This window comes from Salinivibrio sp. YCSC6 (assembly GCF_004916735.1).
In the GTDB taxonomy this organism is placed as follows: domain Bacteria; phylum Pseudomonadota; class Gammaproteobacteria; order Enterobacterales; family Vibrionaceae; genus Salinivibrio; species Salinivibrio proteolyticus.
Map to the genome: position 1 here is coordinate 1,207,607 of NZ_CP039516.1, position 17,057 is coordinate 1,224,663.

Below are 17,057 nucleotides of genomic sequence, written 5' to 3' on the forward strand. Positions count from 1 at the left end.
CGTCTCTTACCACGAATTTTTATACTCGTACGCATAATGCAACGATTGTCTATAAATCTAGCGGAATGCTGTCACTGTGTTGCCGTCATTCCGCGTGATTTCTCGCTAAGTGATTGCTGGCGTTATAGTCGATGCATTGTCTTTATTTGTTGGCATTGTTCTTGATATCTCCACATCGCACCGAACACGTCGGTGTTTATTCAAAGGAGGAAGAAGTCTATGCCAAAGGTGTCAATTCGAGCCATATCCATTACAAGCTATGCGCTCATGGTGAGCTTAAATGCCGCGTTGATATTTCATATGGCTTGGCTAAACGAATATGTGGTGCTCGGATTAAGCTTGATGATTGCAGTAGCTGCGACCCTGTTTATTAATCAACGTTTTACAGCAGGCATTACACGCGTCAGTACCTTTGCCAAGGAGCTCGCTCAGGGCAATCTCGCCGCCCAATTGAGCACCAGTGATGGCGATGAGTTTACCGATGTCGCACGATCATTAAATCAAGCTGTTGAGCGGCTACGCCAAACGATTCGCAACGTAGAAAAGGCAGCCGACACCCTGGATAGCTTTACCGACAGCTCAGAAAAGCGCGCGGAAAAAGGCGCTATCCTGACCGAAGAGCAAAGCGAGAAGATCGACAGCATTGCGACAGCGATTGAAGAAATGACCAGTACGGTGGGCTCACTGTCAGAAGATGTACAAGCCATTTCATCTGAAGCTGAAAAAGTGGATGAAAGCTCACGTCAGTCGCAGCAAGAGCTCTCTGAGATGATGAGCGAACTGAACGAGCTTGTATCAGCAATCAACGTCTCTGCAGAAATGTTTGATAAAGTTGAGCACAGTGCGGGACAAATTGAGCACTTCTTGGAAGTTATCACTGATGTGGCTGAGCAAACTAATTTACTTGCTTTAAATGCCGCCATTGAAGCCGCCCGGGCAGGCGAACAAGGACGAGGGTTTGCCGTGGTTGCGGATGAAGTCCGAAAGTTGGCTAGCCGCACGCAATCATCGGCCAGTGAAATTAATAATATGACCAATGAATTATTCCGTAGCCTGAAGCAATCGTCAGAGCTCTCTGACCGGACCGAGTCGCTAGCCAACCGCGCATCGAAACAGGCGAGCGAGACATCGCGGTCGATTGACGGGGTGCTGGAGAACTTCTCTATCATTACAGACCGGATTAACTCACTGGCAAGCGCCATTGAGCAGCAACGTACTGTGTCATCGGATATTTCTGCCAATATCAATCGATTGACCGAATCGGGACAACAAGCTGCAGATATTGCGTTGGAAAACAAACAAGATATGGAGAAAATCAGCGAATTAGCCGAGTCACTCAATCAAGATTTGGATGAGCTGAACCTGAGAAAGGCGCGTGCGAGAGCTTAAGTCGTCACTCTCACGGTAAGTAGCTGGAAGAGAAAAACGGGCCAAGTAGGCCCGTTTTTGTCGCTGTGGTATCCCATCATCACGGAATGGCGTCAGTGTGGAAGTATCCACAGTTGCAGTGACACGAAGGCACCAATAGAAATCAGAACCACCATCAAGGTTGATAAACGTGTACACGCTAAACCGATCGCTAAAAGTGCACTTAATAAGTAAGGATTGGTTAAGGTGACAGAGAGGTGTCCTTCAGGGAAAAAGACAATCGGTACCCATAGCGCGGTCAGAACCGCCGGTGCAGAGTAGGTCAGGAGTCGTTGTAAGCGCGGACCTATGCGTACAGGGATACTCCGTGCAAGCAACAGATAACGTACCGAGAAGGTGATCAGCGCCATCGCGACAATGATAAACCAGTAACTCATGTTGACGCCCTCCGTGTCGGTAGAGACTCAGCCATTAGCCCCGCGACCATACCTACGCCGGTTGCAATGATTAACGCATTGGGGATGTGGTAATAGGTGAATAGCAGCATACTGATACCGCTAGCCAAGGCACAAAGTAGCACGGGGCGGGTTTTTATACTGGGCACGGTCAGTGCGATAAAGGTGGCCGCAATGGCAAAGTCGAGCCCGATGGATTCCAAGGCTTTCAGCTGAGAGCCAGCGAGAATCCCCGCCAAGGTGGCAAGGTTCCAACCGACATAAAACGCGGCGCCCGTATACAGGGCGTAGTGTTTAGAAAATCTACCGTGTTTGCTGGTGTGTGCGGTTGAAAGCGCATACATTTCATCAGTCAGTAAAAAACCGAGGCCGAGACGCCACTTAAGTGGCAAGGGAGTAATGTACTGACGAAAGTGGGCACCATAGAGAAGGTGCCGTGCGCTAATTACCAGTGTAGAACCGAGCACCGCCGGTAAGCCCGCCGCATTGCCCACCATCATGGTGCCCGACAATTGCACCGCTCCTGCAAAAACCAGTAATGACATGGCTTGTGTTTGTAGTGCACTGAATCCCATTTGCAGCCCTAGTGAGCCGCAGAGTACACCCCACGGTAGGACGGCGAGGCACAACGGACTAACATCGCCTAATGCGCGCCATACTGATGCCTCAGGCGTATGCACCTCTTGTGCAGCCTTATGCATAGATCACCTTTTTGTTGTATTTGCTTGGTTATAAATTGTTTTTATCGGTAAGGTGCTAAAAGGTCAGGTAACGTACTGATTAACAAACTTACTAGATGTTTGTACCACATCACCGCCATGCCGCAAAGAGATGGGGCTATCAATAGTTAGGGTGAGCGCACTCAGACACAGAAAGGAAACATGATGAAAGTACCACATCGCCTGAAGGGATCTACATCGCCAAGTGTGCATTTTCTCTATGTCTGGTTAGTGTCAACGGTAATAGCCAGTGCCGCTTTGGTTGGTGCGTGGCAGGCGGGGTGGATAACATTGACGACGTTTGGGGATGGTGCATTTTACGTTGGGGGGCTCGTTTGGTCGGCAGCGGGGCTTGTGACGTATAGTCGTTACAAAAGCCGCCATTGGTATCGTGATTCAGTAACACGGCGGGCGCTCACGGCTCAACAACACGCGATGGTGATCGATTCATCGTCACAGCCCGATGACAAGCTCGGACTGTGGCTGTTTTTAAGTGGGCTTCCCGCCATGATACTCAGCGGTATATTGATGCTGGTGGCTTAACCCACCCAGTGATAATGGTGGTTCGGCTTTTTGGCGACCAATCCCTGTTGTTGTAAGTGGGTAAATAGGGCATCGACAGCCTCTTGGCTGAGCGCATACTCCGCCATCACGGCTTTTTTGCTACAGCGTAACGTTTTGGCGGCTAACGCGGCTTTGATATCGGCATAAGGCGCATCCGTATCCTCCTGAGGAGACGCTGAGTCCGGCATGGTGGATTCAGCGTTTTTCTCATTGGCGCGAGGAGACTCCTTGGTGTTCACAGGCGTAGGGGGCGCGGCATGTGGATGACGATACCAATGGCGGAAACGCTGCTCTTCACCAATCACGCCGACAAAGAAAGCGGCGAACAAATCTAGCAACACAGAGAGAAAAATCACCAGCCAAGATTGGGCTTGATCGGCGCTGATGCCTAATGTGTTAGCAAGGTTGCTAATCAACCCCAAGATGGATCCCTGTGCCACTGCGGGCAAAATATCGCGCTCGAACGCGAGCTGCTGTTGCTCTTTACGTAATTGGTTGTTTTCTTTTTGTAATCGCGCCACACCAGTCGCAATTCTATCCAATTCGATATAACGCTCAGCGGCTTGATTATTCAATGTGATTTGTTGCTCGATAGCGTCGATTTGCCGATTATAAGCGTCAATCTGCGCTTGGGCTTGGCGCTGCTCACTTTGCGCAGCATTGGTGGCACTATTGATACCGCCAATACTGCCTCCGATCGAGATTAAGGCCAAAATGAGATAAAAAGCCAAGGCTGATAAGGCACCCACATAGTTGCCGTGCGCCCGACGCTCACCAAACTCGTACCATGCGTAAAACTTACCCGCTTCAAAAATCACTGCCAATGCCCCGAACAACCATTGCATTAGCGGGTTGTCGTCAAGGGATAAGAACAGCAGCAGGGAAAAAATGGTAGAAGCCACAATAGCGGCACCGGTAAAGCTGTACACACTCAACATGGCGAATCGCCCTTTTGGGAAGCGTAATGCCATCTTGGTTGGCGCTGACATGACTGGATTCATATTGTTGTTATTGTCTGTGATATTGAGAGGGCGCAAAGCCTAGCGCATCTCAGCCCGTTTGTGTGTCAGTAAGCGGTGAAAACATGAATAAGCGATTGATTCATCGCCAACATGGATTAAAAGGCATCACAAAACCAATGTAAGCAGGTCGGGTTTCATTTCTTCTTCCGTGCAGGCATGTCATAGTCAGCTTTCATCTCATGCATTAAGTAAACCCTTGAAGGCGTGTTGATATATGACGTTTCAAAATGGAATGACAGGGGACAACGGGGGCGTATGCTAGCGCGATCGTATGTGACATTAATTAAGCACCAATGGCCGTTAATTGCCTTTGGCTTTCTATCGATCTTTTTTGGCAACATTGGTCAATCGTTTTTCATCAGTTGGTATGGCAGCAGTATTAAAGATGCGCTGTTGTTGAGCGATGCAACCTACGGCGGGGTTTACGCTATTGCGACCATGACCAGCAGTGTGTTGGTGATTAGCTTTGGTGGTGTGGTCGATCGGGTGCGGGTCGACAAATTACTGATCTTTTTTGCCACGTTACTGATGGTCGCGTGTGTGTTGATGTACTCGGTTGATAGTGTGGTAGGGCTGCTGCTGGTTTTTTTCTTACTGCGGTTTTGTGGACAAGGTTTTTTACCTCACATTGCGCAAGCCACTGTGATTAAGCGTGCGCAGCAGGATAAAGGTAAAGCCATTAGCTTAGTCGGCAGTGGTGTCGCCATTGGCGAGGTGGTTTTACCCTCAATCGTCATTGGCTTAATCGCGTTTTTAGGCTGGCGTGAAAGCTGGTTGTTCATTGGCGCCACCCTGTTAGTGGTATTTTTACCATTAGTGCTATTGCTGATCCGAAAAGCAGACCTTAAACGGACGCGTATTGAGGCAGATAATCAAAACCACGCCAGTGATGCGAGTCGGCGTCAAGTTATTCGCGACTGGCGGTTTTGGATGATCATACCGATAGCCTTGGTGACGCCGTTTTTGGTCACCGGCGTATTTATCCAACAGGACTTTATCCTAGAAGCGAAACGGTGGACACCTAGCGTGTTAGCGGGCAGTTTCGTATTTTACGGGGCCGTGCATTGGCTAAGTTCAGTGATATCAGGCAGCTTGATTGATAAATACCGTTCGCGAAATGTACTTATCTTAATCCCCATTCCACTGTTGCTTGGGTTGATGGTGATTGCCAACGTCAATCACACCTTAGCGGCGCCGCTTTTTATGTGTCTTTTTGGTTTAGCGATTGGTGCAACCAATCCGGTGATTAATACCTTATGGGCGGAAATGTACGGAGTCTCGCATATTGGTGCCATTCGCTCTTTGGTCACGGGCATGATGATCCTTTCCACCGCATTAGCGCCTTGGGTATTTGGTATCGTTATTGACATTGGATGGACACTCAATCAACTGGTTTATGCGCTTGCTGGGCTGATTCTGGTTTTTACCGTTATGCTCGTGCCCGTCTATCCGCGTTTGTAAGTCTAATCATATGGTGATTGATGACCAATCACTGCCCCAGACAATACGGAAAAGCGCGTATCAAGAAAAGATGGCAATAAATCTACGCTAAAAATATCACATCAACCCAATAACGGTTTGATTTATCGGAATAACGTCTTTTATTGATAAAAATGTGACGGTTGACGCTTGGTTAATAACTGACTAGGATCACGCCTTTTGATTTTCTGGGTTGCAGCAGGCCCGAGATCAGAACGCGACATCACTTTTTAATCCCAATTTATAGAGACGTTCATGATAGATAGAATTCAGCGTGATTGGTTCTCCAATGTACGCGGCGATATCCTCGCGGGTATCGTAGTGGCATTGGCTTTGATTCCTGAAGCGATTGCCTTTTCGATTATTGCCGGCGTTGATCCCAAAGTCGGTCTGTATGCCTCGTTCAGTATCGCCGTGATCATTGCCTTTGTAGGCGGTCGTCCGGGGATGATCTCGGCAGCCACAGGTGCGATGGCATTGCTGATGGTAACCTTGGTGAAAGAGCATGGTTTGCAATACTTACTTGCCGCTACCGTGCTTACCGGTATTTTGCAGATCGGTGCGGGTTATCTAAAACTCGGCAACCTGATGCGTTTTGTCTCGCGCTCAGTGGTGACAGGGTTTGTGAACGCCTTGGCGATTTTGATTTTTATGGCGCAACTCCCTGAGCTGTTTGGCCCCGAGATCATGCGCGAGGGCGATATCCTCTGGCATGTCTACCCAATGACGTTAGCGGGCCTTGGTATTATCTATTTGTTCCCTTATATCCCGCGTATTGGTAAAGCCATTCCTTCTCCGTTGGTGTGTATTTTGGTCCTTACCGGTATCGCGATGACATACAACCTTGATTTACGTACTGTCGGAGATATGGGTGAGCTGCCGGATACCTTACCTGTATTCTTGTGGCCGGACGTGCCGCTAAACTGGGATACGCTGGCGATTATCTTCCCATACTCTGCGGGACTGGCGGTGGTTGGCTTGTTGGAATCGATGATGACCGCCACTATCGTGGACGATTTGACCGATACCAGCAGCGATAAAAACCGTGAATGTAAAGGCCAAGGTGTAGCTAACATTGCGACCGGTTTTCTTGGTGGTATGGCCGGTTGTGCGATGATTGGTCAGTCCGTTATCAACGTGAAATCGGGTGGCCGCGGACGTCTATCGACCTTTATCGCCGGTACTTTGCTGCTAATCATGGTGGTGTTCCTCAGCGATTGGATTAGCCAGATTCCGATGGCTGCGTTGGTCGCGGTCATGATTATGGTTTCGATCGGTACCTTCTCTTGGGAGTCCATCATTAATCTGAAGTCGCACCCACTGTCGACCAATATCGTTATGCTGACGACCGTTGCTGTGGTTGTATTCACCCATAACTTGGCGATTGGTGTGTTTGTGGGTGTGTTACTCGCGGCGCTATTTTTCGCCAACAAGATTGGTCGTTTTATGGTGGTCAAAAGCGACAATGCAGACAATGGCGACGAGCGCACGTATCGCGTTGTTGGCCAAGTCTTTTTTGCCTCGTCAGATCAATTTTTATCATCGTTTGACTTCAAAGAAGCGGTGGAGCGTGTCACCATCGATCTTTCTGCAGCGCACTTCTGGGATATTACGTCCGTGTCTGTACTCGACAAGGTGGTGATTAAATTCCGTCGTGAAGGCACTGAAGTTAACATCGTGGGTATGAATGATGCGACGGCGACCATCGTCGATAAGTTCGGCGTGCACGATAAGCCGGAAGAAGTAGAAAAAATGATGGGTGGCCACTAAGGAGACCGACCATGGAACAAATTACCGCGTGCGTAGATGGCCCGCATTATTCAAAGCAAGTCGCAGACTTGAGCATTTGGGCAGCCAAGCGCTTGTCTGTCCCTTTGACACTTTTGCATGTGCTGGATAAGTCCTCACACCCAGCGGAACCTGAGCTTTCAGGTAACCTAGGAGTCGGGAGCCGTGAACAACTGTTGCAAGAACTGGTGGAGCTGGATGAGCAGCGTGCCAAGCTAGCCATGAAACACGGCAAAGCGCTGCTGTCTGAGCTGGAAGACGACGCGAAAGCCAAAGGGCTGGACGATGTGCGTAAGCTGCAACGCCACGGCCATTTAGTAGAAACATTACTTGAGCTTGAGCCACAAACTCGTGTTTTGGTATTGGGTAAATCGGGTGAATTGCATCAAAACGATACCAAAGCGATTGGATCGCAGCTGGAAAGTGTGATCCGCTCCATCAAGGCGCATACCTTGGTCGCGAATGGTGAGTTCAGTGCGCCAGAGTCTTACTTATTGGCCTTTGATGGCAGCGACATCAGCGAAAAGTTGGTAGAAAAAGCCTTGAGCACGCCGCTGTTGGCAGGGATGACATGTCATTTGGTGATGGTAGAAGACTCACAAGAAAAGCTGGCAGCGTTTAAACGTGCGGCAGAGCGCTTGAAAACGGCGGGTGTCGATGTGGTTGAAGTGCAGTTAACCGGTGAGGTGCACCGCGCTATCCTAGACTATCAAGCGGCCAACCAAGTTGGACTGATTGTGATGGGGGCTTATGGTCACTCGAAACTGCGTCAGTTCTTTTTGGGCAGCAACACCACCAAGCTGCTGGTTGAATCAACGGTGCCTATGCTGTTGATCCGCTAACCGTGCCGGATAGCAAGCAAATAAAAACCCGCATGATGCGGGTTTTTTTGTATCTGTAGACCGTTTGTCTTTAGTACGTTTGGGGATCAGTACTTAAAGCGTGTGGTAAACATAAATTGGTCGCCATACCACTCGTTTACACGATACTCTGCACCCAAAGAAAAGAGTTCGGTGGCGTGGAAACGGCCGTATGCAGAGCCAAAGGTATCTTCTTCGTCATCAACGGTGAGCAAACCAATTTGGCCGCCAACTTCTACCTGTGGACCCAACCACTGACGGATACCTAGGTTCACTTCTAGGCCCACATCACTGTCGTAATCCTTTTTGTTCACGCCACGAGCAAGCAGCTCACCGGTCAGGTCTGCCCAGTTGTTAATCGGGGCATGAAAGCCAATCCCAGCTGATGTATCCCAGTCTGAATCAAACTCGGTGTCTGCCTCAACGCGAATGTGTGCATTAGGATGGATAGACATGCTAAATCCTGCACCATAGGTGAGTGGGCTGACACCAATGCGCCCTTCAACGTAATCGTAACTGAAGTTACTCATGGTGCTCAGGCTGGCGTCGTCTTCATTGGCCGCGGCGCTGAATGAGGCCAGAGCGACAATAGCGCCGGCTAATAGAGATTTACGCATTATCAATTCCACTTGTTATTGGTGTTGAAATCATTCTATAAGACGATTGAACGAATAAACAAGCACATCCGTGTTGCAGACGTGGCTTTTTTACCGATTTCTGACCCAATGGCGGGTATTCAGGCAAAAAGCGCTTATTCGCCGCCCACCTCGAATTTATGCTTGTTGATGGCGTCCACGAGTCTTGGCGTATCAAGTACACTGGTCCATGGCAACAGGTTTGGTTCGTGCTCAATCATAAAGCTGGTTAATTGATCAGTGACTACGCTGGTAAGCGTCGCTTTTTGCCATGGTTTAGCAATGTAGTAATGTAAACTGGCGTGGTTAATCGCCGATACTGTGTCTTCCAGTCCCGCTTGGCCGGTGAGAAGCAGTTTACGCGCCCCTGCGGTTTGCGGTTGTTTCGCCAGCTCAATCAAAAAATCGACGCCAAGTTCACCTGGCATAATGTGATCACACAGGATAAGTGCCAATTGCGTGCCTTGCGCCGCCATTTGCTCAATCACATCGCGTGCTTCTGCAACCGACTCTGCGGCTTCTAACTCAAAATGATCAGAAAAGCTTTGTAAGTCATCCATGACGCTATCAAGCACGTCACGTTCGTCATCCACGCATAAAATCATATACTGGCTCATAACTGGGGCTCCTTACGGGTAGCAGGGGAGAGCGAAACGGGCAGTGTCACTGTCATGGTGGTGCCTTGTTGCTGAACAGATGACACACGAATATCACCACCATGTTGCTGGATAATTTGTTGGCACACGGTCAGACCAATGCCCAAGCCAAAGTGGCCCTCGCGTTTGGTGGTGTAGTTTAAGGCAAAGATTTTTTCTTGTTGCTCTGGCGTCATGCCCACGCCGGTATCTGAAATCGCGACTTGGATGTAACTTTCTTCATCGTTATCGACAAGGTCGGTTTGTACCGTGAGTGTGCCGGGCTCTGGCATGGCGTCGAGCGCATTGGCGATTAAGTTGGTCCACACTTGCGCCAGCGCGTAGGGCTGGGCGACAATTTCCGGCAATGGGTGGTAGCGTTTATCCAATTGATGGGGTTTCAGTCGATGCTCAAATAAGGTCAGAGTGTCTTCAATGCCTTCCAGCAGCTGAGTGCGCTGACGCTGCTCAGTATCTTGGCGCGCATAGGTGCGTAAGCTTTTGACTAAATCGGCAATGCGTTGGGCACAGACATGGTTTGAACGCAGCAAGCGGCCGCAGCGGGCGTACTGTCGCCAGATTTCCACCGTGGGAGTAAAGGCATCGCCCAGTTGCTGTTGCCAGTGCGAGACCTCATCAGCTTGATACAGTCCCATTCCGACTAAATCACGGGAAAGATGACGATCGCCGACTTGGTCGGTTAAGTTTTGAGTGTAGGCGCGTGCTTGAGCCGTCGAGAGAGGCGTAGCTTCGCGGTTCGTCTGCAATAATGTGAGTGCTTGCTCAAGGCTATCAGGCGTTAATGGTGCTTGTGCGACCGCTTGTAATGCATCACCGAGGGCGTCGCTATTTCTCAGAATGGCCGACACGGGATTGTTTAGTTCATGGGCGACACCGGCCACGAGTTGCCCAAGCAACGCCATTTTTTCCTTCTCGACCAATTGCTGATTGGCGGCGTCCAATGAGGCGAGGGTTTGTTGCAATTGAATTTCGGTGCCAATACTGCGCTTTAAGCGCTGGTTAAAATGCAGTAGTAGGTGCTGGATAAACAGCGGCAATAGCTCCGAGCGGCTACGCATGATTTTGGCAAACAGTTCGTGGTCAATTTTGATCACCTGGGTGCGTGTCAGGGTGCGGGCCGTTGAGAAAGACACTTCGCCGGTGACAAATGACATGCTGCCGATCAAGCTGCCTGCTTTTAGAGTAGAAACATGATGCTCTTGGCCATCGTCATCGGTTTTGTACAACCCCACTTCGCCTTCGGCAATAAACCAGAGAAATGCATTGGGTTGATTTTCTTTGGTAAGAACATGGTGAGGGCTATAAGTGCGACACGCTTTGCTTTCATCATTCCCTTCGAAAAAAGCATAGAGACCTTGAATTACTTTGTCGGCAATGGCGCGGGTGTCACTACTTGAGGGGGAGAACAGCTGAGATTGGAACTGGTTAATTTCGCGTTCCACTTGTGCATCAAGCAAGGCGCGGTGATCGAGCGCTTCAGCATAGCGGAGTAAATCATGCTGGCAGTAGCGTAACACATAAGTGGTTAGCTCTTTTTCGGCCACGCGTTGTAGTTCATCCCGACGCCAAGGCTTATGCATGCAATAGTTTAACCGTCCCTCATTCACCGCCTGCAAAATGGCATCATACTGTGGCGCATCACTGAGCAATAGAGTGCGCGCACCGATGCTAGCTGGGTGATTATCGATGTTGACGAGCATATTGATGCCACTGTCATCACCGGGTTGATTATGACAAATCAACATTGCCACTTGTTGACCTTGATGCTGACATTCATCAAGAAGTGCGTTGGCGTCATCAGGGTTATCGGCACTACACAGGTCGAAAACATCCCGAAAAGGGGCTAAATCGTGAGTGAGCTTCTCGATAATGATGGGATCGTGGTCGACGCACAAAATCACGTAGGCATTCATAAGGAATCGCTGAATTTCTGCTCAATGCTTTGCATTGTAAGCGGATTTAGCCAGCGATGATGCGAATCGGTCGACAATAACGCACTTTGTCACATCCTTACACAAAATAGGCGCCAACCCATGATGTGCTGACGCCTTGTACTTAGCATTATTCGATCAAGGTTTCCTGTTCGGTGGTGAGTTGGCTGCGGCGTTTACGCGTACGGCGGTGGAACAACCATCCGACCAACAGACTGAGGCTGGCAATCACTAATGTCATCAGTGGCGCAATAATCAAAAGATGATTAACGATACCAGCCAGTTTGGGCGGCAGGTATGAAATGGCATAGCCTGATAAGACCAACAGACAGATCCAAAAAACCGCGTTGCAGAGCGAACTCATCAAGAAACGGGGCAGTGATAGCCCTTGCCTTAACCCTATCATCATCGGGAGTAGCGACCGTACCACGGGTAAAAAACGTGCGACAAACATGGCATGCAGACCATATCGGCCGATTAACGTGTCGGCTCGCTGCAAATGCTTGGCAGGCACTTTATTCAACCAATGAGATACCCACCGCCACTCTTTTAATCGTTGTCCTTGATAAAAGGCCATTGCGCTGCCTAACCAGCCAGCCATGATCAGAATTACTATGATCACGTAGAGGTGGAAGACGCCAAAAGCCGCCAAACTCCCACAAAGCACAATAACGCTGTCGCAGGGTAAGGGCGCGGCGGGTAAAAAGCCGCTTTCTGCGAATACTAACAAGCCGACACAAACATAAAGCAATGACAGATCCATGTGCTGCAGTGCAGCGAGATCATGATGCCATAATGCAGAAAATACAGATAAAGCGTCCAAGACTATTTCCTCATCAAACCTATTCACGTTTTTCAACAATTTATGGTGAAAAAGCTAGGCATGTGCATAGCGTGCGAATAGGTGAGGAAACTGCAGTAATCGAGGCACAACAACCGTTAATGTCTGTTGCTGTCTTTGACACGCCAATACTAGCATGAAGTGTGTCGCAAAGCGCAAAAACGCGCCACAGGTGTCCACAAGGTGGCTAGTCGGGTTATGTGGGTTTTTGTCATCGCCGGGACTGTCGCTGTCATTTGTTGCTCGTGACAGTCCAAGGCGACTTACCGAGCAAGCCATATCAGGGCGATGGTGGCTATGGGGTGCCACGGTCGAATCAGCAATGAGATGACCAAAGGGCGAGGTGACGTATGGCGCGGCATGCAAAGGAAGTGGCGACGCGGCGAGAACCAATAAGAAAACGGCCAACGCAGCCATGAAACACGAGAGGCCGACGCTGACGCCGCGCTGTCCGCTATTCCACGCATACCGAAAACGCGCGAATACATACATCGAAATGTGCCTCTGAGAATCAAACGTCGATCGCATTGAACACGCGATAGGCAAAGTGATGGCCGTATGAATAATTTGAGCCTTCATCTAAGCGGTGAGAGACGCGTCAATGGTAGTGTTTTCCTGCCTCATTATGCCGGGAGGGCTTGCAAGTAGGATGAATCATCATAGCGTGAGGTGGCTGGGAGATCTAATGCTATTTTATAAAATAATTACCGGTGCAGATTTGCTTTTTAACTGATAAAAATCAGTGAGATATATGATTTTTCATGTAAAAAGATTCGGAATGTTGTATCGGCAGTTGTTGCCCGTTACGCAGGATGCCATGTCAGTGTTATCGTCACCGTCTATTTTTGGTTACACTAGAGCTTTTCGAGTGCCTTGAGGGCAAAAGATATGTTTCTAGGAAAATACGGCGCCATGGCTGGCGCTGTTGCGGTGGCGGCATGTTGGCCGTTTGCCACCGGTCAAATCGCGCAATCTATGTATGAGCGCGAAGTGGCACAATTTAGCTCGCCAGACATTACGGTAGAACAACGGGAATACCATCGCGGTTACCTTGATTCTCGTGCTGTGACGCGTTTGCACTTTAAAGGTGACGTCAAGCTAGCCTTAGAAGAAGCGGGCCTGCCCAGTGAGTATGATCTTTCCTCAGAGATCACGCACGGTGTGCTCGGCGTATCATCGACGAATACCTTAGTGTTGACCCCCGAGCTACAAACACTCACCCAGCGCCTATGGCCGGGTAACCCGACTCCTATCCGATTGGACATGGAAACGCTTGTGACAGGAGCGTCGGATTATCAGTTGACCGTCGCGCCTTTCTCATTCACGAATGAGGGCAAGAATCTGACAGCCAGCGAGCTAACCTTGATGGGGAGCTTGGCACGCGATGGTGAAATTACCTTCGATTTTAACTGGCCAGCGGCGGCGCTGAATGCCGATAACGGCGAGCAGATAAAAATCGATACGGCTAAAGGTCAAGGACGGGGTTATTTGCAAGATGACCTTTGGATTGGTGAGCAGGCATTTTCGGTTGAAGGCATGCGTCTGGTTGATACCAGCAATCAAGCTTATCGAGTCGGAAAAAGTCAAATTCAGATCAGCAATCAAATGGTCAATGCAGATGAAAACACGCGTGCGCGCATTGATAATGCGAACCGCATTACCGTGTCTTCATTTACGTTGCCGGATAACAGTGAATGGCGCAACATCGCGTTGGTCTTTGATGCGAAAGGGCTAGACTATCAGGCGATGGCGACCATCGCCGGCCTCTCATCTGATCTTGAGAACCCAGAGCAAGTTGACGCACTGGATCAAGCGATGATGACGCTATTACAGCAAGGACTAGCGTTAGATATTGCACCGGCGAGCATCACCTTACCGGATGGCGATGTAAGCGCTAATGTTGCGCTGAACTTAGCCAAAGCGGACCCACAAGCCGCGGCGCAGTTAGACTTAAATGCCTTGGTCAGCCGTTTGTCAGGCAATATCGACATTACCGTGCCAGATGCATTGCTCAGCCAGCCGCAATGGCAGGCGAAAAAACAGCAGTTGATCAAAGCGGGATACGCTACGATGAATGAGGGACAGTTTGAGCTCACTGCCACTATTGAGGGTAATCAAATTGTGTCTAGCAATGGCGAGTCGATGCCGCTGATGCTATTTGCGATGTTAATGATCTAACACAATCAGTGATGGGGCACAGTCTTAGTGTGCTCCATTGTTGACCCCTTATTTCGCTAGCTGTATAAATAGTTGATAACTATAACGCTATAAGATAATTCATGACCCAAGCACTCCCCGATCTTAAAGCCAAAAAGTATAAAACAGTGCGTGAAGAAGCCGTGATTGGCTTACGTGCCGTTGGCTTTCTTAAACATGGCACCGCCACTCACGTACAAATTAAAACCCCGGTTGGGCAAATTTTTAGCTGCCAGAGTACCTTCATTGGCTTTGATGGCGAACAGCGACTGTTCTTTACCATTCCCACCCGCAACATTAAGCAGTTAAACCAGTTCTTTGTCGAAGGGTATCGCATTGCGGTTGATGGCGTATCGGATGAGGGGGAAGGCACCAAAATTCGTTTTGCCTCGCGGATCTCACACATCATGATGTCGCCAGCTGCGATTATGCTGGTGGAATTACCCCAGCAAGCCAAGTTGATTCAACAGCGGAAAGAAAGCCGTTATGAGCTCAACGTCAAAGGTGAAATCCCACTTGAGAAGCGACGTTTGTCGGTCAACCTAACCGATATCTCCGCCGGTGGTTGTGGATTTAGTTTTGATGCTATTGCTCCCGTGTTTGACATGAAGCACCAACTCGCGATTCAAGTCCGGCCTTCTCACGGGGATGACTGTTTTGTACTGAGTGGACAAGTAGAGAATCGTCAACAAAAGTGGGGCATGCAGCGCTACGGCTTGTCTTTTGATCAATCGGGACTTCAGCACTGTCGTGAATTGATTAAACGCTTAGTTTTTGACGGCTCACGCTACATTTTTAATCCCACCGTTGAAAGTGATGAGTGACAGTGTCACTTTAAGCTCCCTCCACTCTCTTTAGGCGAGGCCTTGCATCGCCATGCGCTGTCCACTAATCGCATCATTATCACTGCGGGCAGCGCTGCACATAGATGACTTTTGCATTGATGGCATGATGATTAAAAAAGTGCAGCCAGCGTTTTTGATGGTGCTGGAGCGTATCGCCGGGTCCTTTTACTTCGACCCACTGATAGTTATCGGCTCGGCACATAAAAAGGTCAGGCTGACCGCTGCGATTATGCCGTCGATCAAACAATATTCTTTCGAAACACGCTTTGAGTTGGTGGGTGGAGAGCGCGCGTAACGCTGCATCCAGTAACGGCCATTCGATAACTCCCCAGTGGACCCAATCATTGGTTATGCCGTGCTTTTCTGCATAATGCTGCTTTATCAGCGCACGCGCGTTGTCTATGTCACTGAGGCGATCGTCAATGGCAGGTTGGCGCGCAGTGCAAAACTCCTCGCTGTATAAATCACGTGGCCCGCGTTGAAATGGGTTAAGAAATGCTCCTTGGACGGGCATAAAAAGGATGTCCCAAAAAAATAATCCAAACAGTGCGTTCAATAAGCAATTTTCGCTGTACCAGACTGTCCAACCTTGAGCGCGATAATAATCGGCAACTTCCCACTCAACGCGATCGTGCAAGGGTAAAGCCAGGTGCTCTGTGTGTATTTCGCTGATCGGCGTCGCAGGCAATTCATGGAGCCCAATATGTTGTTGGATCTTTTTTTGTTTGGCGAGGCGACAGGCGATGTCACGTTCATCCTCATCATGAGGAGCGCGCAACATGGTGCCGATCAGTGTGGAGGCCAAGTCGATATCGTCTTGCTTGATGGCTATCCGCGCTTGTCGTTCACGGCTTGGAGGCTGTGTGGTGGTTTGATAGAGCATTTGTGCCGTATCAAGGTTTGCATGGCGTTCGTGTTCACGGGCAATGCGATTCACTAACCGTTGGCGTTTCCGCTCCAGTGGTGGCCATGCGTACCGCGCGGGAAGCTGGTCAGTTAGGGCGAGAATGATGTCGGGTTGCTTGGCTTTTTTCGCTTGCCAATAATGCTCATTCAATGCCGATAAGTGCAACCAATGGTCGATATGTTCACGGCATTGAAAGAGACGCTCTGATTGACGGAGCGCGTAAGATTCAAAGGTTTGAATACCCAGCTCGGCCACCACAAACTGACTCAAGTCTTGACGCGAGTTACCAAAGTAGAGCAGTAAAAATACGGATAACAACTCGGGTTGCAGACACTCAATGAGCATGGTTGGGGTGTTCAACGTGTCGCCATAAGTCGCTTGAATCGCGACTTGCCATTGCGCTTTACTGGCGCTTTTGGGCACGTCAGCCTGCGGATAAGCGTGAGCCATCTGGGGTTTGGTCAGGAGATTCAGCACCACCTCGGTGGCCGCCTGATGGGTGAGGCGAACATAGCCCTGCGTGGCTAATTCGTCGAGTAAAGGAGACAAGTCGCCGAGTTCGTGATACACCAATTTTTCGGCGACAAACCAATCATGACGACGCATCAATAATCGGATCAGCAAACATTGCGCCTTAAAGCTAAGCTGTTGAAAGGTGGTGATCCAATGACGCTCTGCGTGATTGAGCAGATCCCAATCACGTTCAGACACTAAATCCATCAAGCATAGGAAGTTATGATGATAATAATAGGGAGAAAGAGGGTCAGGCTGCGTCATCCTTTGTCCTTTTT

General features: G+C 49.5%; 16 protein-coding genes. 7 read left to right on the plus strand and 9 right to left on the minus strand.

Annotated elements, in window-relative coordinates; genetic code table 11:
- The first annotated feature begins 219 nt into the window (after positions 1–219).
- A complete protein-coding gene (locus tag E8E00_RS05580) occupies positions 220–1,389 on the plus strand; it encodes a methyl-accepting chemotaxis protein (RefSeq protein ID WP_096628743.1) in 1,170 nt (389 codons plus the stop codon).
- A 92-nt stretch (positions 1,390–1,481) separates the two neighbouring features.
- Here E8E00_RS05580 and E8E00_RS05585 read toward each other — a convergent pair whose 3' ends face one another.
- Positions 1,482–1,805, minus strand: coding sequence for an AzlD domain-containing protein (locus E8E00_RS05585; RefSeq protein ID WP_069587079.1), 324 nt, complete (start codon positions 1,803–1,805; stop codon positions 1,482–1,484).
- Positions 1,802–2,524: an AzlC family ABC transporter permease gene (locus tag E8E00_RS05590; RefSeq protein WP_096628740.1), complete on the minus strand. Its 723-nt coding sequence runs from the start codon at positions 2,522–2,524 to the stop codon at positions 1,802–1,804. The genes E8E00_RS05585 and E8E00_RS05590 overlap by 4 nt, the downstream gene beginning before the upstream one ends.
- 180 nt (positions 2,525–2,704) lie before the next feature.
- On the opposite strand from E8E00_RS05590, the gene E8E00_RS05595 reads away from it, so the two are divergent.
- Entirely contained in the window at positions 2,705–3,085 is a 381-nt protein-coding gene (locus E8E00_RS05595) for a hypothetical protein (RefSeq protein ID WP_136588368.1), read from the plus strand.
- On the opposite strand, the gene E8E00_RS05600 is transcribed toward E8E00_RS05595, so the two are convergent.
- A complete protein-coding gene (locus E8E00_RS05600; RefSeq protein ID WP_096628735.1) occupies positions 3,082–4,095 on the minus strand; it encodes a Preprotein translocase subunit SecY in 1,014 nt (337 codons plus the stop codon). The two genes, E8E00_RS05595 and E8E00_RS05600, sit on opposite strands and share 4 nt — an antisense overlap.
- Positions 4,096–4,383: 288 nt before the next feature.
- On the opposite strand from E8E00_RS05600, the gene E8E00_RS05605 reads away from it, so the two are divergent.
- From E8E00_RS05605 to E8E00_RS05615, 3 genes are all read left to right on the plus strand, one after another.
- Positions 4,384–5,589 carry an MFS transporter gene (locus E8E00_RS05605; RefSeq protein WP_096628732.1) on the plus strand — a complete coding sequence of 402 codons (1,206 nt, stop codon included), beginning with the start codon at positions 4,384–4,386 and terminating at the stop codon, positions 5,587–5,589.
- A gap of 273 nt (positions 5,590–5,862) precedes the next feature.
- Positions 5,863–7,377 carry a SulP family inorganic anion transporter gene (locus tag E8E00_RS05610; RefSeq protein WP_077455651.1) on the plus strand — a complete coding sequence of 505 codons (1,515 nt, stop codon included), beginning with the start codon at positions 5,863–5,865 and terminating at the stop codon, positions 7,375–7,377.
- A gap of 11 nt (positions 7,378–7,388) precedes the next feature.
- The gene (locus E8E00_RS05615) at positions 7,389–8,237 is read left to right on the plus strand and encodes a universal stress protein (protein WP_077480096.1); all 849 of its coding nucleotides are present in this window, start codon (positions 7,389–7,391) and stop codon (positions 8,235–8,237) included.
- A gap of 86 nt (positions 8,238–8,323) precedes the next feature.
- Here E8E00_RS05615 and E8E00_RS05620 read toward each other — a convergent pair whose 3' ends face one another.
- The 5 genes from E8E00_RS05620 to E8E00_RS05640 all read right to left on the minus strand — a co-directional run bounded on the left by E8E00_RS05620 (position 8,324) and on the right by E8E00_RS05640 (position 12,810).
- Complete coding sequence (locus E8E00_RS05620; protein WP_069587087.1) at positions 8,324–8,872, minus strand: hypothetical protein; 549 nt, start codon at positions 8,870–8,872, stop codon at positions 8,324–8,326.
- A 134-nt stretch (positions 8,873–9,006) separates the two neighbouring features.
- Entirely contained in the window at positions 9,007–9,507 is a 501-nt protein-coding gene (locus E8E00_RS05625) for a response regulator (RefSeq protein WP_069587088.1), read from the minus strand.
- Positions 9,504–11,459, minus strand: coding sequence for an ATP-binding protein (locus E8E00_RS05630; protein ID WP_096628729.1), 1,956 nt, complete (start codon positions 11,457–11,459; stop codon positions 9,504–9,506). The genes E8E00_RS05625 and E8E00_RS05630 overlap by 4 nt, the downstream gene beginning before the upstream one ends.
- Positions 11,460–11,607: 148 nt before the next feature.
- On the minus strand, positions 11,608–12,240 hold the full coding sequence (locus E8E00_RS05635; RefSeq protein ID WP_096631417.1) for a DedA family protein: 633 nt from the start codon (positions 12,238–12,240) through the stop codon (positions 11,608–11,610).
- Positions 12,241–12,354: 114 nt separating this feature from the next.
- Positions 12,355–12,810 (minus strand): hypothetical protein, encoded by a 456-nt coding sequence (locus tag E8E00_RS05640; protein ID WP_096628726.1) that lies wholly within the window; start codon positions 12,808–12,810, stop codon positions 12,355–12,357.
- Between the two features lie 396 nt (positions 12,811–13,206).
- On the opposite strand from E8E00_RS05640, the gene E8E00_RS05645 reads away from it, so the two are divergent.
- Both E8E00_RS05645 and E8E00_RS05650 read left to right on the plus strand, forming a co-directional pair.
- Entirely contained in the window at positions 13,207–14,496 is a 1,290-nt protein-coding gene (locus tag E8E00_RS05645; protein ID WP_077766220.1) for a DUF945 family protein, read from the plus strand.
- Positions 14,497–14,597: 101 nt separating this feature from the next.
- A complete protein-coding gene (locus tag E8E00_RS05650; RefSeq protein ID WP_096628723.1) occupies positions 14,598–15,338 on the plus strand; it encodes a PilZ domain-containing protein in 741 nt (246 codons plus the stop codon).
- Between the two features lie 79 nt (positions 15,339–15,417).
- Here E8E00_RS05650 and E8E00_RS05655 read toward each other — a convergent pair whose 3' ends face one another.
- A complete protein-coding gene (locus E8E00_RS05655) occupies positions 15,418–17,043 on the minus strand; it encodes a VRR-NUC domain-containing protein (RefSeq protein WP_096628720.1) in 1,626 nt (541 codons plus the stop codon).
- Between the last annotated feature and the right edge of the window lie 14 nt (positions 17,044–17,057).